Source organism: Holdemania massiliensis (assembly GCF_022440805.1).
Classification (GTDB): Bacteria; Bacillota_I; Bacilli_A; order Erysipelotrichales; family Erysipelotrichaceae; genus Holdemania; species Holdemania massiliensis_A.
Genome location: NZ_JAKNTK010000001.1, coordinates 2313360 through 2336317, shown reverse-complemented (window position 1 = coordinate 2336317; position 22958 = coordinate 2313360). Strand labels below are relative to the sequence as shown.

At 48.7% G+C, this 22958-nt stretch carries 22 protein-coding genes; 16 read left to right on the top strand and 6 right to left on the bottom strand.

Annotation, left to right across the window (positions count from 1 at the left end):
* Positions 1 to 137 precede the first annotated feature (137 nt).
* The 13 genes from MCG46_RS10740 (at position 138) to MCG46_RS10680 (ending at position 14559) form a co-directional block, all read left to right on the top strand.
* Positions 138 to 905 carry an SDR family NAD(P)-dependent oxidoreductase gene (locus tag MCG46_RS10740; protein ID WP_240280002.1) on the top strand — a complete coding sequence of 256 codons (768 nt, stop codon included), beginning with the start codon at positions 138 to 140 and terminating at the stop codon, positions 903 to 905.
* Between the two features lie 170 nt (positions 906 to 1075).
* Complete coding sequence (locus MCG46_RS10735; RefSeq protein ID WP_240280001.1) at positions 1076 to 2185, top strand: AI-2E family transporter; 1110 nt, start codon at positions 1076 to 1078, stop codon at positions 2183 to 2185.
* 68 nt (positions 2186 to 2253) lie between these two features.
* Positions 2254 to 2853, top strand: a complete 600-nt coding sequence (locus tag MCG46_RS10730; protein WP_020223740.1) for a peptidoglycan DD-metalloendopeptidase family protein — start codon at positions 2254 to 2256, stop codon at positions 2851 to 2853.
* The gene (locus tag MCG46_RS10725) at positions 2843 to 3628 is read left to right on the top strand and encodes a site-2 protease family protein (RefSeq protein WP_154238523.1); all 786 of its coding nucleotides are present in this window, start codon (positions 2843 to 2845) and stop codon (positions 3626 to 3628) included. The genes MCG46_RS10730 and MCG46_RS10725 overlap by 11 nt, the downstream gene beginning before the upstream one ends.
* A gap of 105 nt (positions 3629 to 3733) precedes the next feature.
* Positions 3734 to 4774 carry a metal ABC transporter solute-binding protein, Zn/Mn family gene (locus MCG46_RS10720; protein ID WP_240280000.1) on the top strand — a complete coding sequence of 347 codons (1041 nt, stop codon included), beginning with the start codon at positions 3734 to 3736 and terminating at the stop codon, positions 4772 to 4774.
* Between the two features lie 243 nt (positions 4775 to 5017).
* Entirely contained in the window at positions 5018 to 7627 is a 2610-nt protein-coding gene (gene polA / locus MCG46_RS10715; RefSeq protein ID WP_240279999.1) for a DNA polymerase I, read from the top strand.
* 1 nt (position 7628) lies between these two features.
* On the top strand, positions 7629 to 8549 hold the full coding sequence (mutM, locus tag MCG46_RS10710; RefSeq protein WP_240279998.1) for a bifunctional DNA-formamidopyrimidine glycosylase/DNA-(apurinic or apyrimidinic site) lyase: 921 nt from the start codon (positions 7629 to 7631) through the stop codon (positions 8547 to 8549).
* Complete coding sequence (coaE, locus tag MCG46_RS10705) at positions 8461 to 9075, top strand: dephospho-CoA kinase (RefSeq protein WP_240279997.1); 615 nt, start codon at positions 8461 to 8463, stop codon at positions 9073 to 9075. The genes mutM and coaE overlap by 89 nt, the downstream gene beginning before the upstream one ends.
* Positions 9041 to 10261 carry a DnaD domain protein gene (locus MCG46_RS10700; protein WP_240279996.1) on the top strand — a complete coding sequence of 407 codons (1221 nt, stop codon included), beginning with the start codon at positions 9041 to 9043 and terminating at the stop codon, positions 10259 to 10261. Before coaE ends, MCG46_RS10700 begins: the two co-directional genes overlap by 35 nt.
* Before the next feature lie 3 nt (positions 10262 to 10264).
* Entirely contained in the window at positions 10265 to 11185 is a 921-nt protein-coding gene (locus tag MCG46_RS10695; protein ID WP_240279995.1) for an ATP-binding protein, read from the top strand.
* Positions 11186 to 11242: 57 nt separating this feature from the next.
* Positions 11243 to 12205, top strand: a complete 963-nt coding sequence (gene pfkA / locus MCG46_RS10690) for a 6-phosphofructokinase (RefSeq protein ID WP_020223732.1) — start codon at positions 11243 to 11245, stop codon at positions 12203 to 12205.
* 17 nt (positions 12206 to 12222) lie between these two features.
* Complete coding sequence (gene pyk, locus MCG46_RS10685; protein WP_020223731.1) at positions 12223 to 13644, top strand: pyruvate kinase; 1422 nt, start codon at positions 12223 to 12225, stop codon at positions 13642 to 13644.
* Positions 13645 to 13722: 78 nt separating this feature from the next.
* On the top strand, positions 13723 to 14559 hold the full coding sequence (locus tag MCG46_RS10680; protein ID WP_240279994.1) for an HAD-IIB family hydrolase: 837 nt from the start codon (positions 13723 to 13725) through the stop codon (positions 14557 to 14559).
* 193 nt (positions 14560 to 14752) lie between these two features.
* On the opposite strand, the gene MCG46_RS10675 is transcribed toward MCG46_RS10680, so the two are convergent.
* From MCG46_RS10675 to def, 6 genes are all read right to left on the bottom strand, one after another.
* Positions 14753 to 15079, bottom strand: coding sequence for a type II toxin-antitoxin system PemK/MazF family toxin (locus tag MCG46_RS10675; RefSeq protein ID WP_240279993.1), 327 nt, complete (start codon positions 15077 to 15079; stop codon positions 14753 to 14755).
* 3 nt (positions 15080 to 15082) lie between these two features.
* The gene (locus MCG46_RS10670; protein ID WP_240279992.1) at positions 15083 to 15334 is read right to left on the bottom strand and encodes an AbrB/MazE/SpoVT family DNA-binding domain-containing protein; all 252 of its coding nucleotides are present in this window, start codon (positions 15332 to 15334) and stop codon (positions 15083 to 15085) included.
* Positions 15335 to 16027: 693 nt separating this feature from the next.
* Complete coding sequence (locus MCG46_RS10665; RefSeq protein ID WP_240279991.1) at positions 16028 to 16510, bottom strand: hypothetical protein; 483 nt, start codon at positions 16508 to 16510, stop codon at positions 16028 to 16030.
* A gap of 152 nt (positions 16511 to 16662) precedes the next feature.
* The gene (locus tag MCG46_RS10660; protein ID WP_240279990.1) at positions 16663 to 17232 is read right to left on the bottom strand and encodes a histidine phosphatase family protein; all 570 of its coding nucleotides are present in this window, start codon (positions 17230 to 17232) and stop codon (positions 16663 to 16665) included.
* Between the two features lie 109 nt (positions 17233 to 17341).
* A complete protein-coding gene (gene rnjA / locus MCG46_RS10655) occupies positions 17342 to 19306 on the bottom strand; it encodes a ribonuclease J1 (RefSeq protein WP_240279989.1) in 1965 nt (654 codons plus the stop codon).
* A 228-nt stretch (positions 19307 to 19534) separates the two neighbouring features.
* Complete coding sequence (def, locus tag MCG46_RS10650) at positions 19535 to 20104, bottom strand: peptide deformylase (RefSeq protein WP_240279988.1); 570 nt, start codon at positions 20102 to 20104, stop codon at positions 19535 to 19537.
* Positions 20105 to 20357: 253 nt separating this feature from the next.
* On the opposite strand from def, the gene MCG46_RS10645 reads away from it, so the two are divergent.
* The 3 genes from MCG46_RS10645 to coaD all read left to right on the top strand — a co-directional run bounded on the left by MCG46_RS10645 (position 20358) and on the right by coaD (position 22803).
* Positions 20358 to 21551, top strand: coding sequence for an FtsW/RodA/SpoVE family cell cycle protein (locus MCG46_RS10645; protein ID WP_240279987.1), 1194 nt, complete (start codon positions 20358 to 20360; stop codon positions 21549 to 21551).
* 92 nt (positions 21552 to 21643) lie between these two features.
* Positions 21644 to 22273, top strand: coding sequence for a 16S rRNA (guanine(966)-N(2))-methyltransferase RsmD (rsmD, locus tag MCG46_RS10640; protein ID WP_345893098.1), 630 nt, complete (start codon positions 21644 to 21646; stop codon positions 22271 to 22273).
* Positions 22270 to 22803, top strand: a complete 534-nt coding sequence (coaD, locus tag MCG46_RS10635; protein ID WP_240279985.1) for a pantetheine-phosphate adenylyltransferase — start codon at positions 22270 to 22272, stop codon at positions 22801 to 22803. Before rsmD ends, coaD begins: the two co-directional genes overlap by 4 nt.
* The last annotated feature ends 155 nt before the right edge of the window (positions 22804 to 22958 follow it).

Sequence of the window (22958 nt, the reverse complement as noted above, 5' to 3'; positions counted from 1 at the left end):
TGCCGGTTATTTTCATTGTTCATTTACTAACTTGTGAAATTACGACATATTTTAATAAATGCCTAAATCAAAATCAGGATTTCCTGTTATACTGAACTTACAAAGGACAGAAATCTGTCCGGAAGGAGGATTTACTGATGTTTGATTTAACTGGAAAAATTGCTGTGGTAACCGGAGCGTCCAGCGGCTTGGGTGCAGATGCAGCCAGAGCGTATGCCAAAGCGGGTGCCAATGTGGCTCTGCTCGCCCGCCGTCAGGACAAATTGGAAGCCTTGGCTCAGGAGCTGCGGGCGGAAGGGATTGATGCGCTGCCGGTCGGCTGCGACGTTACGGATGAAGCCAGCATTGAAAAGGCCGTCGAAACCGTTATCGATCATTTTGGCCGAATTGACATTCTGCTCAACAACGCCGGAGTTGCGGTGCGCGGCGGTGTCGACACCTTGAGTCAGGAGGACTGGGATCGTTCGATGAACATTAACGTCAAAGGCATTTACCTGATGTGCAAGTATGTGATCCCGCACATGAAAGCTCAGAACTATGGCAAGATTGTCAACATCAGCTCGGTCAACGCGCTGATCGGCGACAAGAGCGACATGTTTATCCGTCATGCTTATAATACGTCCAAGGCGGCGGTGCTCGGTCTGACCTTGGGCATGGCTTGTTCCTACGGTCAGTTCAACATTACCGTCAATGCGGTTTGTCCGGGACTGTTCGAGTCGGAAATGACGCAGAATACGCTGTTTAAATCAGAGGCTTTTTTACAGGGCTACAGCGCTCAGTGTCCGATGAGCCGGCCGGGACGGCGCGGGGAAGTCAGCGGTCCGATTCTGTTTTTCTCCAGCGATGCGTCCAGCTATGTCACCGGTCAGCATGTCGTTGTTGACGGCGGAACTTCGCTCGTTTAAACACAAGTCTGTAACAGCGCTTTAAGCCAGGCCAGCGACAGGACAGAAGGAAAAATCCTTTTGTCCTTTTCTTCTATCTTCGGATTTCAGCTTTCCGTTTCAAGGTTCTTTCGGTTTTCTTTTGATCTGAATAATGCTAAAATAAAAGCACGTAAGGGGAGGGATGACGCATGGGCTGGCTGCATAAAATGAACGCTTATTTTAAGGAACAGCTGTCGCTCAAGAATCTTTTAAAGGTTCTGCTGATCCTGCTGATCCTGTATTTTCTGTCGCTGACCTCCAATGTCTGGATGAGCTGGCTGACGACACTGCGGTTAATCTTAACCCCGTTTCTGGTCGGCTTTGTGATCGCTTATGTCGTCCATCCGTTTATTGAATTTCTGCAGAAAAAGGGCGTATCCCGGAAGATTGCCATCCCGTTAGTCTGTCTGGGGATGCTGTTGCTTTTGATCGGCATTCTGATGATGGTCGTGCCGATGGTTTATGATAAGACGACCGAACTGATCAACTCGATGATTTCCGGCTTGAACTGGCTTTATCAGCAGTATGTTGAAATCAATGAGAATGTGCCGAATATTCTGGTCGCTGGGATTTTCCAGCAGATTACAACACTCTTGAATGATACCAAGAGCTGGCTGCCGAATTTTTCGGCAATCCTGCCGCAGCTGATATCCAAAGTGCTTTCCTTTCTGACCAACGCGGTGTTTGCGTTTATCATTTCGGTTTATGTGCTGTTTGACTTTGAGAAGATCCGCAAGACGATCTTCAGTTTGGCGCGTACGATTGACAAGGAACTGCCGATCTATCTGAGTGCCGTCAATGCGGAGATCAGCGGATATCTGCATTCGATGCTCATGCTGATGGCGATCAAGTTTATTGAGTATTCGCTGCTGTATATGCTGATCGGACATAAGAGCGCGGTCACGATCGCGTTATTGACCTCGATCGGCCTGATCGTTCCGTATTTCGGAGCGACGATTGCGAATTTTATCGGGATCCTGACCTCGCTCACGCTGCCGCTGCCCAACGTGCTGCTTTTGATTGGCGGGATCTGCGTGCTGTCGATGGTGGATGCCTACATCATTGCGCCGATCGTGCATTCCCGCAGCTCGCAGGTTCCTCCGCTGTGGACGCTCTTGTGTGTATTTGCGGGCGGTATGCTGTTAGGTCCGCTTGGAATCATGATTTCTATTCCTGTGTTTATGAGCTTGCGGGTGATCGTCAACCTGGTTCGTTTTCGCAACGAGCGTTATGATCCGCTGCCTTCCGAGGAGGAATAAAAGAACGGTTTGCCGTTCTTTTTCTTTTGGATGACAGCATACAGTAGTAACAGGGAAGGAGATCAGCCATGAGTGAGATCAAACATATCAGAAAACGCATATCCGCCCGCCGCAAAACCCCAATAAGCCATTCTTATGAAGCCTCGGGGAGTCCGTTATTTACATTGATTTACGGCTTAGCGATGCTGGCGATGGTCGGGGCAAGCCTGGGACTGGGCTGGATGATCAACGAGAAGCAGCAATGGATTGATCCGAAGCCAGTTCTCCAACAGATCGACGCGCTTGCGGAAAAGCTGCATTTTAAATCCTTATCGGCATGGCTGCCGTTTGAAACCTGGTTTGGCAAGGATCAGCCGGTGGCCGCGACGGTCAGCTATGAGCTGATTCAGGATCATTATTATAAACCGGCGCAGGGCAATCAGGTGCAGTGCATCGCGGATGGTGTAGTGCTGTATATCGGCGAGCAGGAAAGCGGTTCTATCGTAATGGTAAAACAGGATAACGGCGTCTTAGTGACCTATGGCGCGCTGATGGAGGTTCAGGTCCATCCCAACGACCGGATTTTAAAGGGGACGGCAATCGGGGCCGTGCAGGATGCGGTTTACCTGGAATTCAGCGAACAGGGCCAGCCGGTGACGCTGCAGCGGGCAATGGGCGATGAAGATTAAAATCAAAGTCAGCGGTTTTACCATCTTGGTGGCAGCCCTGGCTTTTTTTTCTCACGCGGCGACGCCTTTAGCTCATATCTTTTTCATTCTCGCGCTGCATGAGAGCGGCCATGCTTTCTGGGCCTGCTTCTTCCATTATCCGATCCGCCAGCTTTCGATTCTGCCGTTTGGTTTAGCGCTGACGCTGGAACATTTCGGTGATCGGGACGGATGGGAGGAGCTTGTGATCCTGGCGGGCGGGTTGGCGATGCATGGTTTAATTCCGCTGCTTTACGGCGGCTTGGCCCGGCTGGGCTGGATTTCACCGGTGATGCTGGAATGGGTGCTGAACATCAACCGTTCCGTTTTTCTGTTCAACATTCTGCCGCTGTATCCGTTGGACGGAGGCCGGATCGTTCAATCGCTGCGGCACTGCTGGCTGCCGTATAAAACGGCGCAGTCGTTAACGTTTGTGGTATCAGCCATTCTGACGCCGATTGTGTTTGTTCAGTGGATGAACCGCAATCCGATGACGCTGGGTGTGTTTGGATTTCTGTTTTTTGTCAATGTGCTCAGCTGGCGTCAGCGGACTTATCAGGCAGAACAATTTTATCTGTATCGGCTGATTCATCCGCGCCGGCTGCCGCTGAAGCTGCACCGTCATCAGGATCTGTACCGGCAGCGGCATAACGTCATTTTGGAGCAAGACGGGCTGATCGATGAAAAACAATGGCTGATGCGGCGATTTGGCAAGACCCGGCCGATCCGCTCTAAACCGCGGGACTGGCTGATCTGAAAGTCAACTTTTCAAACATACAGCGGACGGGAAGAAGGCATGCGGAAGAGGGTTTTTTTCAAGGGCAGAATATGCTATAATCCTAAAAGGAAGTGAGGACCATCCATGCAAAAGAAAATTATTCTTCTCGTTCTTCTGGGCTTGCTGCTGACGTCTTTGACCGGCTGCGCAACCGATAAGAAAAAGGTAGTATATACGGTTTATCCGCTGGGATATCTTCTGGAAAAGATCGGCGGAGACCGAATTGAAATTCAAAGTCTGCAGGACGAGGTGATCGTGCAGCGGGCCAGTGCTGCCGCGGATCTGAAAGAGCGCGTGAAGGATGCGGATCTGGTGCTGCATATCGGTCAGCTCGAACCGTATTTTCAGCTGGTGCTGCCGGAAATCCGTTCATCCAGCTCGGCTGCCGTGAAGGATCTGTCGGTCAACAATTCAATCTATTCTTTTAAGCGTTATACCCGCGTTATCGCCAATGATGTCGAACAGTTTGTCGAAAGTGCGTATTATAAGGGCGATGCATTCGATGCGATTGACGTCAATGAAAAGGATTTGACACTGTGGATGGATCCGATCGCGATGACGAGCATGGCGAAGGAGATCCGTGACTGGCTGTGTGAAAACTATGTCGAGGAAAGCCGTTATTTTGAAGAAAATTACAGTCAGCTGGAAAGCGAGCTGGTGCGTCTGGATGCGGAATATCAAAGTTTGTCCAGTACGCTGAAAAATGAAAAGAAAACGATCAAGTTCGTTACGATGACCGCCAGCTTCGGCAATTGGCAGAAGACTTATGGGATTCAGGTCTATCCGGTCATTTTATCGAAGTACGGCGTGCTGCCCAACGCCCGGCAGCTGGATATCATCAAGACAAAAATCATGGAGGATAACGTCAAGTATATCGCCTATGAACCGAATATGACCGAGGATATGCTTGCTTTGTTTAATCAGCTGTCAGAGGAATTGAATCTGCAGCGGGTGGATTTAAGCAATCTGTCCAGCTTATCGGCAGATCAGCGTGAGGATAATAAAGATTACATGTCGATCATGGTCGAAAATCTGAATCAGCTGGAAAGCATGGCGGAAGATGATTTGAATCCGGCGGTCCAGGAACCAGCTGCGGATGCCGATGCCGCAGAGGATGACGAGTAAACAAGGTTTGGATTCAATTAGAATGTTTCGATCAAACAGCGCAGAGGGAAGCGATTCTCTTTGCGTTTTTTATTCTGCGCCGGATCTTTGCAGAAGCGCCGCCGTTTCCCGTTGTGGACAGTTCCAGGCTGTTTTGTTGGTGCTTGGAAAGCGGGAAAGACGTTAGCGCTTGTTTTGATATTCACCGGGGCTTATGGTAAAATAAAGATTGAATCAAATTGAAAAACAGAAGGAGATTAATCCATGAAGAAAATGTTGTTAGTCGATGGGAATTCCATGCTCTTTCGAGCATTTTATGCAACCTTTATGCGGCCGATGTCGACCTCAACCGGCATTCCGACCAATGCGATTTACGGCTTTGCGATGATGATCAACAAGGCGGTGCAGATCATTCAGCCGGATGCGATGCTGGTGGCTTTTGATAAGGGAAAGCATACTTTTCGGCATGAGCTGTTCGCTGAGTATAAGGGCGGACGCAAGGAAACACCGGAGGCTCTGGTGGAGCAGTTTCCGATCGCACGGGAATATTTGGAAGCCGCAGGGATCAAGCAGTTTGAAATGACGGATATCGAAGCTGACGATATCATCGGATCCATGATCAAAAAATATCCGGATTGGGACATCAATGTCTTAAGCTCGGACCGCGATATGCTGCAGCTGATCGATGATACGACCTCGGTCTGGCTGATGAAAAAAGGGATCAGCGACATTGAGGAAATGACGGTCGCCAGCTTGAAGGAAAAAATGGGAATCACACCGGATCAGATCCGGGATCTCAAGGGCCTGATGGGCGATGCTTCAGATAATATTCCAGGTATCCCGAAGGTCGGTGAAAAGACCGCCTTAAAGCTGCTGGAACAGTTTGGAACGGTGGAAAATCTGATCGCCAATACGGATCAGCTGAAAGGCAAGCTGAAGGAAAATGTCGAAGCGTTTCATGAACAGGCGCTGCTGTCCAAGAAGCTGGCGACAATCAAAACAGATGTTGAAATTCCGTTTGAAACAGAAGAGTTTGCGTTTCACATTACGCCGGAACCACTGCGTCAGTTCTATGTACGTTACGAAATGAACTCGCTGGCGAATAAGCTGGATTCTGAGATTCAGCAGCAGACTGAGGCCAACACACCGGACATCCCAGCATTGACGATCACTGAGGTGCAGCGCTGTCCGCAGGCTTTAATGCAGGATAACGCCGTTCTGGTGCTTGATCAGGATCAGCCGTCAGTGTATTTTGCCGATGTTCATGGGCTGGCGCTGGCATATGCGGGTCAGGGTGTATACATGACGATTGAGAATGTCCGTCAGGATGAAGACTTACTGGATTATCTGGCCGGTGAAAAAACGAAGATCGTATACGATGTCAAGGCCTGCCTGCATTTGGCTGACCGGGCCGGACTCACGCTGAACGGCATGCGGATCGACGCGATGATTGCAGCTTTTCTGTGCGATTCCACGCTGACCAGCGATCAGAAGATCCGCGAGAAATTTGGATTCAATGAACGGGTGACGATGGATGAGGTATATGGCAAACCCGGCAAGATGAAGCTGCCTGAACCGCAGCTTCAGCAGCAGCTGTGCGCCCAGAAAATCCAGCTGATCGACAAGCTGTGGAAGGACAGCGAGCCGAAGCTGAACGAAATGGAAATGCGTGCGCTGTTTTACGAGGTGGAAATGCCGTTGGCGTCCGTCTTGTATAAAATGGAAAAAGAAGGCATTCGGATCGATGGGCAGACGCTGGATGATATTGCCCGGCAGACGCAGGCCCGCCTGGATGAGCTGACCGATGCGATTTATGCCGCAGCGGGAGAAACCTTTAACATCAATTCGCCGAAGCAGTTGGGTGAGGTCCTGTTTGACAAACTGGGACTGCCAACCAGCGGCAAGAAGCGTTCAACGTCCGCCGATGTTTTGGAAAAGCTGCTTGGCATCCATCCGATTATCGCGGATTTGCTGGAATTCAGGAAATATCAGAAGCTTTACAGCACCTATGCGGAAGGCTTGAAAAAATACATCCATCCGGATGGCCGAATCCATACGATTTATAATCAATGTGCAACCCAAACCGGCCGATTGTCGTCCACCGAGCCGAATCTGCAGAACATCAGCGTCCGTGATGAACAGTCGCGTGAAGTCCGCAAGGCGTTTCTGCCGAGTGAGGGCAATGTTCTGGTCGCTTCCGATTATTCGCAGATTGAGCTGCGGATGCTGGCGCACATGGCGGATGAACAGGGCTTGCTGGAGGCTTTCCGGCATGCCGTTGACATTCATACCAAAACCGCATCCGACGTGTTCCAGATTCCGCTGGATCAGGTGGACGCCCAGCATCGCCGCCAAGCCAAGGCGGTGAATTTCGGAATTGTCTATGGAATCTCCGATTTCGGTCTGTCGCAGCAGCTGGATATCAGTCGGGCCCAGGCCAAGGAATTTATTGAACGCTATCTGCAAAGCTATCCGAACATTTCCAAGTACATGGATCAGGTGATTGAATTCTGCCAGGAACATGGCTATACCGCGACCATGCTGGGACGCCGGCGTGAAGTGCCGGAAATTCACGACAAGAATTACATGACGCGGGAATTTGGCAAACGGGCGGCGATGAACGCGCCGATTCAGGGATCGGCCGCTGATCTGATCAAGCTGGCGATGATCCGCATTGACAAAGCGCTGGCGGAGAAAGGCCTGAAATCCAAAATGATTCTGCAGGTGCATGACGAATTGATTTTTGATGCGCTGCCAACCGAACTGGATGCGCTGTGCGCTGTCATTCAGGAAGGCATGGAGCATGCGATGGAACTGAAGGTACCGCTGGTGGCGGAAACGAAGGTCGGCAAGACCTGGTACGAGGCGAAATAAGATGCCGGAGCTGCCAGAGGTTGAAACGGTAGTCCGCACGCTGGAGCTTTTGATCCACGACCGCCGGATTGAGCATGTCGAGGTGCGGGTGCCGAAAATGATTCAAATGGAGGAAGCTGAATTCTGCCGGCGTTTAACCGGGCAGCATTTCCGCCGGTTTTCACGGCGCGGGAAATATCTGATCTTTCAGATGGATGATCTGTATTTCATCGCCCACATGCGGATGGAAGGCAAGTTTTACGTGCAGCTGCCGCAAGAGCCGCTGTCCAAGCATGTTCATGTGATCATGGATCTGGATGATGGAACGCAGCTGCGCTATCACGATACGCGTAAATTCGGAACGATGGAATTGTTGGAACTGGACGGGGATCTGGAGCATTTTCATGACTTGGGACCCGAGCCGTTCAGCGATCAGTTCAATCCGGATTACTGCCGGGCGTATTTGAAAAAACGCCGGCTTCCGATTAAGCAATGTCTGTTGGATCAGCACTTTGTCGCGGGTGTCGGCAACATTTACGCCAATGAAATCTGCTTTGCGCTACGGATTGACCCGCGCAAGCGCAGCGATCAGCTGACCCGCGCTCAGCTTGAAGCGCTGCCGGAGGTAACCCGGCAGATTCTGAGCCTGGCGATCGAAGCCGGAGGCAGCTCGATCCGCAGCTATACGTCCTCCCTAGGCGTGACCGGCCGCTTCCAATTACAGATTCAGGTGCATGGCCGCGAGGGCGAAGCCTGTCCGCTGTGCGGGGGCGAAATTAAGAAAATTACGGTGGCTCAGCGGGGCACCTACTATTGTCCGCATTGTCAGAAAAAGAGAGGAACGGGAATCGAATATGATCAAAACTGCGATTACCGGCGTGATCGGAAGCGGGAAGTCGACGCTGAGCGCAATTTTGCGCAGACAGGGGTATGCGGTCGCTGACTGCGATGAGATCAGCCGTCAGATCATGCAGCCGGGACAAATCGGCTATCAGCGCTGTATAGAAGCGTTTGGCTCTGAAATTCTAACCGATCAGGGGCAGATTGACCGGGCGGCACTGGCGGCGCTGGTCTTTCAGGCGGAGGATCTTCGGCTGAAACTGGAGGCGATCACCCACCCTTTGATTCTGGATGAGCTGAACCGTCAGGCTCAGGCGTGCGAACAGCCGCTCTGGTTTGCCGAGGTGCCGCTGGTCTTTGAGGCGGGCATGGAAAATCAGTTCGATGAGATCATCACGGTCAGCGCGCCCCTGGAAGTGATTCTTCAGCGGCTGCAAGAGGGCCGCGGCATTTCCCGCGCGCAGGCTGAATTACGGCTGGCTGCACAGATGAGCCAGGAAGAAAAAATCCGCCGTTCAACCTGCGTGATCGTCAACGACGGGAATCTTGAAGCGATGGAAAGACAGATTCTGAAGTGGATCAAGGAGAAACAAGATGGAACTGAAAGCGAAAGACGGATACCGCAGTGAAGTATTGCGGCCGCTGGGCGCCGACGCGCTGAACTCATTGATGTCTCTGTATCAGCCGCTCGTCGGCTGTGCCGGGGCAGCGCTGTATCTGACGTTAATCAGCGAAGCCAAGCACCAGCGTTCCTTTGAACCGCATGGCCGGCTGTGTCAGATCATGAATATGGATATCACCGTCTTGGAGCGGGCGCGGCGCAAGCTGGAAGAAATGATGCTGATGCGCAGCTACATGAAAACCGGTGAAGGCAAGGACAACTATATCTACGTTTTGTATCCACCGCTAGAAGCCGACCGGTTTTTTAAGCATGAGGTTTTAGGCCGGCTGTATGCACGGATCATGGGCGCGAAGCAATATCAGCTCTCGATGAATAAGCTGGCGCATATTGAACTGTCGCGGGAAGGCTTTGATGAAGTTACCGAACAATTCAAAAGCTCGGTTATCGAAAACTGGGATGCCGAAAGTGAAGAGCAGTTCTCCAGAATCAAGCCGACCTATAATTTCGACGCCGGGGATCATCCGGCGATCCACTTTGATTATGAACGTTTCTTAGGCCGGGCGAGCAACCTCGTCTTCCCGATTGAAGCCCGCACGCATGATAATCTGCGGCTGATCGGCGAACTGGCGACGATGTATGGCTTAGGCGCGGATGAGATGTTGATTTTGGTCGGCCGCTGTACGGATAATGCGAGCAATACGCTGGATGGGGAGAAACTGCGCTCGATGGCGTTTGTCATGAAGGCGAAGAAGCCGGCGAAGAAATCCTCGGAGGATCCGTATGATCTGCCCCCGGTGGCCTTTCTGCAGTCAAAACAGAACGGCGTCCCGGTTCAGGATGGCGATAAGCGGATCATTGAGAAGCTGATCACTGAGATGAAAATGGATCCGAAAATCGTCAATCTGTTATTGGAATATGTGCTTTCGATCAGCGACAACAAGCTGGTGCCCAACTTTGTCGCTTCGATCGCTGCCGCATGGATCCGCTCGGGAATCGACACTCCCGAGAAAGCCATGGCCGAGATGAAGAAGCCTCGCAGTACTGCCGGCCGCAAATCCAACCGCAAGGATGTGCTGCCGGACTACTATGTCCAGATGAAGAGCGGGGAAGAAAAAGAAGCTGAGAAGGAGCCGGATTTTGATCGGGAAGAATTTGAAGAGATACGCCGGCGTTTGCGCGAGCAGGAGGGATAAGGAATGGAAGCTGTGAAATGGTCAGTGGAGCTGAACGAACAGCAGCTCAAAGAAAAACAGGAACTGGCGGCCAAGCTGAAGCAGCATCCGCTGGTTCAGAAATTTCTGCAGCAGAATCAGCTGGACAGCAGCTGGGTCGACCGCTATCCCTACCGCTTTCATCAATGGATTGAGCAGCTGAGTTTGTGTCAGAACTGTACCGGGCTGACGCAGTGCCGACAGAAACAAACCGGAGAGGTGCTGGATTTGACCTATTCAGGATTTCTGACGCTGCAGGTTCGGCCATGCCGTTATGCTAAAGAGAGGCAGCAGGCTGAGAAGCACGTACAGGCTTATCGGATCAATGATCTGCCGCAGCGGCTGTGGTCGGTTTCGATCACCGACATTAATATTGATCAGGAAGAGCCGGCCTATGCGCTGGCGGTGGCAAAAATTTCGCAGGCCTTACTGGCGCCGCAGGAAAAAGGATTTTATTTGTTTGGCGCGCCGGGAGTGGGGAAGACTTATCTTGCAGCCTGTGCCTGCAACAGCTTCGCTAGACAAGGCAAGCGGGTCGTGTTTGTGCATGTGCCGACGATGGCTTCCAGGATCAAAGGCTTGCTGGATGATCGCGACAGCTTCGAGGATGAGCTGTATGAAATGAAGCGCGCGGACTTCGCGGTGTTTGACGACATCGGGGCGGAAAGCGTGACCTCCTGGCTGCGCGATGAGGTGCTGCTGCCGATATTCAATGAGCGCATGGACGCGCAGAGACTGACCTGGTTTACGAGTAATGAAAACTTTGATTCTTTGGAAAATCACTACATGTACAACCAGAAATCAGAGAAGGAAGAATTGAAAGCGGTTAGAATTATGGAACGCATAAAAGCCTTGTCGAAAGAGATGAAAATCACTGGAAAAAATCGCCGAAACACGTCGATTTAGTTTCACAATTTTCAAATTCAATGCTATGATATACGGGAAATGACAGGAGGTATTCGTATGATACGAAGAATCGGAATCTTGACGTCCGGCGGCGACGCTCCGGGCATGAACGCGGCAATCCGGGCGGTAACGCGCGTGGCGCTGGCTAACGGCTTTGAGGTCATGGGCATCAAAGACGGTTACCGCGGCTTAGTCGAGGGCAATTACATTCCGATGGATAAATCCACCGTCAGCGATATTCTGAATCGGGGCGGCACCGTGCTGGGATCGGCCCGGTTAACGGAATTCAAAGACCTGGAAATACAGAAAAAAGCAGTGCAGACGCTGCAGAATGCGAAGATCGACGCGATCGTTGTGATCGGCGGCGATGGTTCTTATCGCGGCGCCATGGCTTTGACGAAACTGGGGATTAACTGTATCGGTCTGCCGGGAACGATCGACAACGACATTCCGGGCACGGATTTTACGATCGGTTTCGATACAGCGCTGAACACCGTTGTAGAGGCGGTGGATAAACTGCGTGATACCTCCAGCTCGCATCATCGTTGTTCCGTCGTTGAAGTGATGGGCAATCGGTGCGGTGATCTGGCGGTCTGGGCTGCGATTTCCTGCGGAGCCGAGATCGTCATCACACCGGAAACGGGCTATGATGAGCTGGATGTTCTGGAACGGCTGCGGTATTTGGACAAAGCCGTGAAGAAACGTCATGCCATCGTTGTCATTTCAGAAAAGATCGCAGACGTCGACGAGCTAGCGCGCAAGATTTCCCAGAATACCGGCTTTGCCGGGCGGGCGACCGTATTGGGACATGTGCAGCGGGGCGGTTCGCCATCGCCGAGAGATCGTGTTTTAGCCTCAATGATGGGCGAAAAGGCGGTCGATCTGCTGATGGAGGGTGTCGGCGGACACTGCGTCGGGATGATTGACAACAAGGTCACTTCGATGCCGATTGAAGAAGCACTGTCTTCCCCACGGCATTCAAGAAAAGATCTGTATCGTCTGTTTGACCGGTTAGTATAAGTTGAAGGAGGAAGTTTATGTTAGGCAAGAAGACTAAAATTGTATGTACGTTAGGCCCTGCCAGCAATACCCCGGAAATGGTGGAAAAGCTGGCAAAGGAAGGCATGAATATCGTTCGATGCAACTTTTCGCATGAGGATCATAAGACCCATGGCGAACGCATTGATATGATTCGCGATGTCAGCGAACGGATCGGCATCAATCTGGGCATTATGCTGGATACCAAGGGACCGGAAATTCGCTGCGGTATCTTCAAGGACGGCAAGGCGGATTTCACCAAAGGGGATATCGTCAAGATCTGCCGGGCAGAAATTGAAGGCACGCATGATCGTTTCCATATCGCCTGTCCGGAACTGTTTGAAGACGTCAAGGCCGGCAATTACATTCTGATCGACGACGGCAAAATGCGTTTAACCATCCTGGAAAGCGATGGACAGGAATTAACCTGCCGCGTTGAGAATTCCGGTGTGATCAAGACCCGCAAAGGCTGCAATGTGCCGAATGTCAAGCTGTCCATGCCGTTTATCTCGGAAAAGGATGATGCGGACATCCGCTTTGGATGTGAGAAGGATGTTGACTTCATCGCTGCTTCGTTTGTCAGACGGGCGGAAGACGTTCTGGCGATTCGAAAAATTCTGATTGAAATGGGCAAACCGACGATTCAGATTATTGCTAAGATTGAAAACCAGGAAGGCTTTGATAACCTGGAATCCATCCTGGAAGTCGCTGACGGCGTGATGGTCGCGCGCGGCGATCTGGGCGTGGAAGTTCAGACTCAGTATGTTCCGATCTATCAGAAAACGATTATCCATAAAGCCAATGAAATGGGCAAACCGGTCATCACGGCAACGCACATGCTGGAATCCATGATGTCCAATCCGCGTCCGACCCGGGCAGAAGCCAGCGACGTCGCCAATGCCGTTTTGGATGGCTCCGATGCGATCATGCTTTCAGGCGAGAGCGCAGCGGGTGAATATCCGGTGGAAGCGGTCAGAACGATGGCGACGATTGCCGAAGCTGTAGAAAAGATTATCCCGTATCGTGAACGTCTGGATCATTCGATCAAGTCCAGCCGCAAGACGGTGCAGGATGCGATTGGGATCGCGGTTTCCGATGCTACGCTGACACTGCAGAACGTTGGGGCCGTAGTTGTCTTCACCCAGGGCGGAACGACAGCGAAGCGAATCTCCAAGTTCAGACCATGCGTTCCGATTCTGGCCGTTACCTTTACCAAGAGCACACAGCGCAAGCTGGAAGCTTATTGGGGTGTAACACCGATTTTCTCGGATATTCAGAATGAATTGACCAACGATGACGAACTGGCAAGCACGATCGCCAAGGGCTATGGCCTGAAGCCAGGTCAGCTGCTGATCATGTCCGCAGGTTATCCGACGGGTGAAGGCAGCGCCAACATGATGAAGATCATCGAAATTAAATAACCTGAAACAGTCCGCAAGGGCTGTTTTTCTTTGTCCGATTCAGTTAAAATAAAAGTCAAGGAATAGGGGGCTGCTTTAATGAAACTTATTGTTTGTGATTTTGATGGTACGATCTTAGATCGCCGTACCCAGCTGATTTATCCCCGTGTTGCCCAGGCTCTGCGTCAGGCCAGGGCGGCAGGAATTGAGTTCTGCGCGGCAACCGGCCGGAATGCCCCGGCTGCCCGGAGAATTCTTGAAGGATCTCAGGTTGAAGGCTGGATGATTGATCTTAATGGGGCAGAACTGCGTGATCCCCAGGGTCAGATCCGAGCTGTGGAGGCTCTGGATCGGGAATTAGCGGAGCGCATCATACCAAAACTTCGCCATCCGGAGGTCTTAACGACGATTTACAGCGGCGAGTTGAAATATACGTTTCTGCCGATTGAGCAGCACTATCAGCGCTATTTCACCATTCCCGGCTGCGGCAAGACACCGCAGAATACACCTTTCAGCAGCTTTGAAGCGGATTATCGCCGTTTGGAAAGTCTGGCGGAACTCAGCGAACCCCTATTTAAAATTGAAATGCGCAGCGCTTCTCTGCCGGCGTTAAACCAAATCCGGACTCAGTTAGAGGGGATAGGGCAGATTGCCCTGACATCGGCCTTTACCCATAATCTGGAAGTTTTGCCTTTAACCTGCAATAAAGCGTCAGCGTTAAAGCAGCTGCAGAAGCTTTTGGATTTACAGCGTGAGGAAATCGCTGTTTTTGGCGATGATATGAATGATCTGTGTCTGTTTGAGCAATTTCCTAACAGTTATGCCGTGGCCAATGCCAAGCCTGAAATTCTGCAGCGGGCGCAGACGGTGATTGCAGCCTGTGATCAGCAGGGACCCGCGGATATCATTACTTCGTTTCTAGAAAGAAGTGTTTAAAATTGAATGAAATTAATACAATTCAACTCAAAGAGTCAATCTTTTTCGTTATATTTCATAAAAAACTCTGTTTAAAACATAATTGATAGACTTAGAGTAGAAATACTTTTAAAAGCAAAAGATTGAAGATAAAGAAAACGGATTTTTCGATCCTTGTTGAATAGGAGCTTGGAATCCGTTTTCTTAGTCAATGTTAAAAACACGAATGTATTATGCTAAGCACATCTTCAAGGATTTCTTCAGGACACCTTTCTCTAAATGTGGCTTGTCTTTTTTCTAAATCTACAGTTCTGAAATGCTCGCATAATACACTTCCGGAAGTTTTTGTAGTTCCACTTAAGGGAACATGAGTAGGAAAATTTTTTGTGTTGTTCGTGATTGGACACACCGCATACAATCCCATAATTCTTCCGAAATCATTATTTGATACAACTAACGCTGGTCTTACTCCAGCCTGTTCGTGCCCTTTTGTTGGGTCAAAATCCATAAAGATGATGTCCCCTTGTTTGAACTTATCCATCTCTTAAATCCTTTCTTCACCAATTGGGGCATCCGTCCAAAATTCTTCTTGTTTTGTTTCACCTTCATACTCAGCGAAACGTTCTGCTAGGGTCATATGTCTCTTTTTTACCGGTGAGAGGACAATTTGATCATTTTCTATACTCATAGAAAAACAATCATCCGTTTTTAAAGAAAACATGTCCAATATGACTTTTGGCAGAAGTATTCCGCTTCCGTTACCCCATTTTTTAATTTTTAAATTCATATCTTTCATAAATTTTCACGTTCACGTGTGGTTTCTTTTTGGCTTATCTGCATTGATTTAGTTTCTTTATATCTTACCTTTTTATTACACACGTGATCCATTTCTCTCCTTTTTTTAAGAACACTTATTTACTTTATGTCCTCCTAAATATAGTATATACATTGTTTATACTTTCATCAAGGCTTTTTTATTGAAAGTCTCAACTGATAGTTTAGACTCAATTGAAAAGCTCAGTTCCACTTCTGGGCGGGCAAGTTGAAATCACTCTTACATAGAATTCTAGTTCATTTTACACTTTCATAACGAGGTAACGTGCAGATACACACTTCTTGCCGCTTGAAATGAGAGGAGTTGAATTCTAGACTGCCAACAAATATCCTCATCTTACTTTAACTAAGAGCTAGACCAAGCCCGAACGATCTAAGTGAACAACTTATAACAAAGTTAATAACACTAAAAATGACTTTAACCTGCTAACAAATTGATCGAAAACAGGTTTCTTGGTTTGTTTTATAGTTTTTTTATCCCACTTGTTCTAGTGATGTGATTAATCAAAAAATATGAAAAATTAAAGATACATTAAGCTTTGATATCCAATCTTCTTATCTGAATTTTGTTGCAGAATATTGTAAGAATTTCAGGCATAAAGAGGCTTTCAAGTAGGATCGAAGCTTAACTGAAAAGTAGGATTGATGAAAAGGGTCAATGGATTATTTCGTATAATAGGTCTATAATCTCATCTATTTTTAACTCTGTTTTTGAGAAAGATATCCATATATTGGCGCAGGGTGTCACGCAATGAGCCTTATAGTCATTAAAATCACCATCAATTTGCTTGATGTAATAGGTGGAAGAGGGGGTCGTTACTTCATAAAAACGATTCGCATTGGATGATTTCTGATTATAATGAGTAAGATCGAAACCTTCATCAGATAAATTCGTAATTTCAATTACAAGATTGAGATCGTAATTATCGGAACGAAGTAATATAGATTTGTTAGTATTGAACGGAGAAAATGAGTTCACGGATTCGCATGTAAAGTCAAGTTTGTTGAAACTCGTTTGGTATTGCTGATTAATGTTGTCGATCGTGAATTCGGAAGCTTGAACGAAATAAGCATTATCGAGGATTATCAGGAATAGAATCATTAGAATAGATACGATGATTTTATATTTATTAGCCATAAGAATCTCCTATTGAAGCAGTATAATCTATATATCTATAATAACTGATTATTATAAAATGACAATATAAATTCGGCTTTAAACAGAATTGATATACTTCAATAAGAAATGTTTTTTTATGCGATAGATTGAAGATAAATAAAACGGATTTCTCATTCCTTATGAATAGGAGCTTGAAATCCGTTTTCTTTATCAACGTTATCAGAAGATAAACTGAATTCTACAATTTCACCATTTTGAGGATGATAGCCGCAAAGTGACTGAATCAGCAGGCCATGGCAGACAACGATGATCGGAGATACAGAACGACAGCGAGCCAAGACATGAAGAACCCGCTGGCGCATCGCAGGGATGGATTCCCAGTTTTTTTCTGAATCATCAGGATAGAAACCACTGTAAGTCACAAATTCTTTGTAATGCTGAGCCGCCTGTTCTTCTGATAGATAATGGTATCGCTTGTCTGCCAGCCATTCGTGCAGATCCGTTTCTACCTGCAGCGGCAGCTGCAGATGACGGGAAAGAATGGCAGCACTTTGCAAAGCACGGCCATAGGGTGAGGATAAAATCAGTTTCGCCCGTTGCAGTCGGGGATCCATCGCGGTTTCTTCGATTTCCTGAATCCCCTTTGGCGACAGCGGTGCCATGTGATTGCCGAAGCCCTGATAAATCTTGGAGTCCTTTTCAGAATAATCAGCCTGACCATGTCGGATAAAATAAATCATCACTGTGCTCCTTTTCTTGTTTAAAATAGATTAGCCTTGTCTGCTTCCACCTATAGAATATTGATTTTCATAACAGGCTAAAAGGGAAGATTGAAAAAACGCTGATCGATTAGGATTCAGCGTTATTTATCTTGGTTTTGGAATGGAACTGGGATGAGACTTCACCTTCCTCCGGCTTTGTTTTCTTGGCTTTAACCGGAGTGCTTCTTGGCTTGCGTGTACGTTTAATGGCACCGTCTTCATCCTTGTGCGCTGCCGCAGCGGCTTCCCGTTTCTGCTGCATCTGCAGCATGGCCGCCTTCTGATTCAGAATGACCGGAATCACAATAGGATTGCGGTTGGTTTTCTTATACAGATACGGTTCCAGAGAACTGCGGATGCAGTTCTTTAATTCGCCGAAGGTTGTTTTCTGCATCATCTTTTTCTTCAAGGCTTCATAGACGATCATTTCCGCTTCTTTTAAGAGCGTCTGACTTTCCTTGATAAAGACGAAGCCGCGGGAAACAATGTTCGGCCGGCACAGGATTTTATTTGTGCGAGAATCAATCGTTACGATGACCGCGACCAAACCGTTGTCGGCCAGAATTTTGCGATCGCGCAGAACGGCCGTGCTCAAACCGGAAATATCATTGCCGTCGACATAAATATCATCGGTCTGAATGCGGGTTTCAGCCTGGAAAACTTCACCGTCGCGCAGAACCAGGACATCGCCGTTAGCGCAGATAAATGTATTTTCACGCGGAACTCCCGTTTCAATGGCGCTTTCAGCATGGATCCGCAGCATCTTGTATTCCCCATGCACCGGCATGAAGTATTTCGGTTTGATCAGCTGAAGCATCAGCTTCTGTTCTTCCTGGGATCCATGACCGGTTGTATGCAGCGAGGTCAGCGGACTGTTGACCAAGACATTGGCGCCGACGCGGGTCAGCTGATTGACAACCTGCGATACGCTGACGGCATTGCCTGGAATCGGATTGGAAGAGAAGACGACAGTGTCGCCAGGGATAATCTTGATCCAGCGGTGGGTTCCGTTGGCAATCCGGCTTAAGGCCGCCAACGGTTCGCCTTGGGAACCGGTGCAGACGATACAGATCTTATTTGCCGGCAGGGAATTTAATTGATCCGGGGTGATGAAATGCTTTTCCGGAATCGCGATAATGCCGAGCTTGCGTGCGATCTGAACGACGTTTTCCATCGAGCGGCCGAAGACCGCAACCTTGCGTCCGCAGGCCACCGCCGCTTCGAGAATCTGACCGACACGGTTGACATTGGATGCAAACGTGGAAACGATTAAACGTCCCGGTGTCTTGCGGGTGATTTCCAGCAGCGATTTCGCGACTTTTTTCTCACTGATGGAGAAGCCGGAAACTTCGGAATTGGTGGAATCGCTCATCAGCAAGCTGACTCCGATCTGTCCGATGTAGGCCATTTTCTGATAATCACTGTTGGTGCCGATCGGCGTCAGGTCAAATTTAAAGTCACCGGTTTCAACAATCCGGCCGTTCGGGGTATTGATCAGAATGCCTAAGGAATCCGGAATCGAATGGATCGTATTGAAGAAGCCGACCTGGAAGTGATTCGTAGTAATCCGTGAATCCTCATTGATCTGAACCAGCTTTACCTGCCGGCTCATCCGCCGCTCTTCCAATTTTTTCTGAATCAGCGAACAGGCAAAGCGCGGGGCATAGATTTTATCTATGCGGATTGACTGCAGGAAAAATGGAATTCCGCCGATGTGATCCTCGTGACCATGCGTGATGATCAACGCTTTGACTTTTGCCTGATTTTTAATCAGATAAGAATAATCTGGGATGACATAATCGACACCCAACAGATTTTCTTCCGGGAATCGAACGCCGGCATCGACGATAATGATTTCATCCTGATGCTCAAAGCAGTACATGTTTTTGCCGATTTCACCCAGTCCGCCTAAGGCGTAGATAAGCGTATCGGTATCCCGATGAAATGAGGGTTCAGCGACTTCGCTGAGCGCTCCGGCGGTTACCGGTTTCTTTCGGGGAGTTGATTTTCTCGGTGCTTTTTTTGCAGGAATAGCTGCATTATTTTCTTTCATTATTTACCTCTTTTCTTTATTCTTAAAAAACATTGCACCTGTCTTTTAATGATTTGTTTTGTTTTTATTCAAAGCCGGTTTATCCGGCGGCGATGTCACAGCTAAACCGCGGGATGGCCTGAAGTCGATGCTTCAGCTCCCCGCGGCAGCCACGAACAATGAGTTTTCTGATTTTATGGTTATGCGTTGGAATCCCAGCGGAATCAATCCGCCGGAAATGAAGGAAAATTATTCAATCACAATGGCGTTTTCAATTGGTGCATACGGATCATCCGGATTAATTCGGTCATAGAACAGAATGCCGCTGAAATGATCGATCTCATGCTGCAGGACAATCGCGACATACCCAGAAGCCCGGAATGTTACTTCGCGATCCTGAAGCATGTCGTAACCCTTGACCTTGATCCGCGCACTGCGGATGACATAGCCGGGATGATCGTCCAAAACAGACAGACAGCCTTCGCCCGTTTTCAGATATGAATTCTGAACGGACTGAGAAACGATTTTGGCATTGGCCAGGGCATATTCATAATGCACAGGATTGCCGTTTTTGTCTTCTTCATCAACGACAACGGCCAGAAGCTGTTTGGGAACACCGATCTGAATGGCCGCGATGCCGACTGCCGGACGCAGATTTTTGGCTTCTGCTAAATCCGGATCCGTCGACTCTTTGACGTAAGTTAAAAGCTCCATTAACGTATTTTTATCTTCTTCGGACAACGGCAAAGACACCGGCGCCGATTTATCGCGCAGATGAATGTCATTGTCCTTAACAATGGTATCCATGTTTATGTTCATAAAATCTACCTCACTTTATATAATACTCAAGAAATCAAAAGAAGGGAAGGGAAATTTAACGAAAGATTCTCCAAAATTGTTTTTTAAGCGCTTTCTTTTTCTTTCTGGTGTCAAAAACAGACCTCTTTCGACGATTCTTTCCTTTATTATAATGAAAACAGCTCGGATCGTCACGTCCTTTGATTGTCAAAAACCGAACTTCAATTCTTTTGTGCCGGGCTGGGTTTTATGGTAAAATGTCACCAGGAGGCGGATGAATTTGACGCAGAAAAAAAAGACTTCGTTTCGCATGCCGTATCGTTATGATCTGATCATCCATCTCTGTACGCTGATCCTGGCGGTGTTCGGCTTATTCATGGTTGCTTCGGCGACGATGGGACTGGCTTCGGGCAACGTGATGACGCTGATGAAAACGATTATTAAACAGCTGGCGTTTACGGTGCTGGGCTATCTGGGGATGGTCACCATGGCACGCTGGTTTACATTTGATCGAATGAAAAAAAATATAACGCCGATTGTCAGTCTGACCTTAGTCTTGCTTTTGCTGGCGCTGTGCTGGGAAGTCGGCGGGGCCCGGGCCTGGATCAAGATTCCGTTTCCTGGTCAGGAAATTACGCTTCAGCCTTCAGAGTTTTCAAAGGTTGTCATCATCATGGTCATGGCGACATATCTGGGGGATATCCGCAATCTGAAGCTGACAACGCGGGATCTGATGCGCAATCCGTTGTTAATTGTCGGCGGATTTTGTTTTATCGTTGCGATTCTGCAGTCGGACTTCGGCTCAGCGATTGTTATGGCCGGCATAGCCTGCATTTGTTTTCTGATCCCGTATCATCCAGCGCTGACCAAACTGCAGAAAACATTAGTGATGCTGCTGATTGTCGGTGTTGCGCTGGTCGTGTGGATTCTTTCACCGATGGGGGAACACCTGATCGAGGCGCTGCCGTTTAAAAACTATCAGATCAACCGATTTACTTCCGCGATGAATCCATTTGCGGATAAATATGGCACTGGCTTCCAGCTGATCAACGGTTTGGTTTCATTTGCCAGCGGCGGATGGCAGGGCGTGGGTTACGGGAAGTCAATTCAAAAGTATACCAACTTCCCAGCGGCCAACACCGATTTTATTCTCGCGATCGTCGTTGAGGAATTGGGCATCTTCGGTTTCCTGCTGATCTTGATCTGTTATGCCTTGATTATCGCGCGGATGTTCGCGTATGCCGTCCGGATGAAAAGTCAGCGCGGCCGGATTGTCTTGATTGGCGTTTCTATGTATTTCTTCATCCACTTTCTGTTTAATGTGGGCGGAGTTACCGGATTGATTCCGCTGACGGGCGTTCCGCTGTTAATGATTTCTGCCGGCGGTTCCAGTACGCTGTCCGTCATGGTCGCCGTTGGCATGGGGCAGGCTGTGATCTCACAATATCGCCAGGGAAAAATTGAATAGCGGCAGGATGAAAGCTATTAAAATAAAGAAAAGAATTCCCGAAGCGACTCGGGAATTCCAAAGAAAGGGAGAGGAGAAACAAAGATTGGGGGATAGCATCTTTCGATGCACTAGTATCTTGCCCGAGTTTCTCCGCCTTTATACATACAAGGAGTGAAAAAATGCGAATTGTTGCAGGAAAGTTTCGTTCACGGCTAATTCAGGCGCCGAAAGGTGAACAGACCCGGCCGACCTTGGATAGAGTCAAGGAAGCAATATTCAGCCGGATCGGACCGTATTTTGACGGCGGAATCATGCTGGATCTGTTTGCGGGCAGCGGTTCTATGGGCTTGGAGGCGCTGTCGCGGGGAATCGAGCATGTCTATTTCGTCGACCGCAGTCCGGCTGCCGCGGCTGTGATCAAAGCCAATGTTGCTTCACTGAACGTGGAAGACCAGTGCGATATCTGGAAGTGTGACTGCTTTGCGGCATTGCGGCGGTTAGCGGGAGAAGGCGTACAGTTCGATCTGGTTTATCTTGATCCGCCGTATCAGAAGCAGCAGCTGCATAAAATCATGCAGCAGCTTGATGAACTGAATCTGATTTACGATCAGGGACATGTAATTTTGGAAAGTTTGAAGGAAGATGAATTTGATGATGCGTATCATCAGCTGCGCAAAGTCAAGGAAGCGACCTACGGCATCAGCCGCATCAGTTATTATCGAAAGGAAATGGACCTATGAAACGAGCATGTTATCCGGGATCCTTTGATCCCCCGACCTACGGACACCTCGACATTATCACCCGCGCATCCTCGGTGTTTGATGAACTGATCATTGCGATTATGAAAAATCCGAATAAACGCAATGCTTTTACAGAAGAAGAACGCGTGCGGATGCTTCAGGAAATCACCCGGGATCTGCCGAATGTCAAAGTTGTTGTCGGCCATGGACTGACGGTGGAATTTGCGAAATCCATCGGCGCTCAGGTGTTGATCCGGGGGATTCGGGCAGTCATGGACTATGAATTCGAGCTGCAGCAGGCCACGGCCAATATGTTTTTGGATGAAACGATTGAAACCGTATTTTTTGTTGCGCGGCCGCGGTATTCTTTCCTGTCCTCGTCCGTTTCCAAAGAAATTGCGCTGAACAATGGTGATTTAACCAAGTTTATCCCAGAGGCGATCATCAATGAAGTGGAAGCTGAGCTGAATCCGCAAAAAAAGGATAGACAGCAGATGTCTGCGGGAAACGAGCCAAAAGAAAAGGATTAAGCATAAAGCAAAAACGGCTTCATCGCTGTGATTATCAGGGGAAAGCAGCGGAAACAATAGAATTGATTAATTTCACACAAAGTTTATGCAAGGTGAGGACGAGTGTTTCTAAACTCAGTCGATTTTGAGGCATAAACTTTTTTTGTGAAACTGTA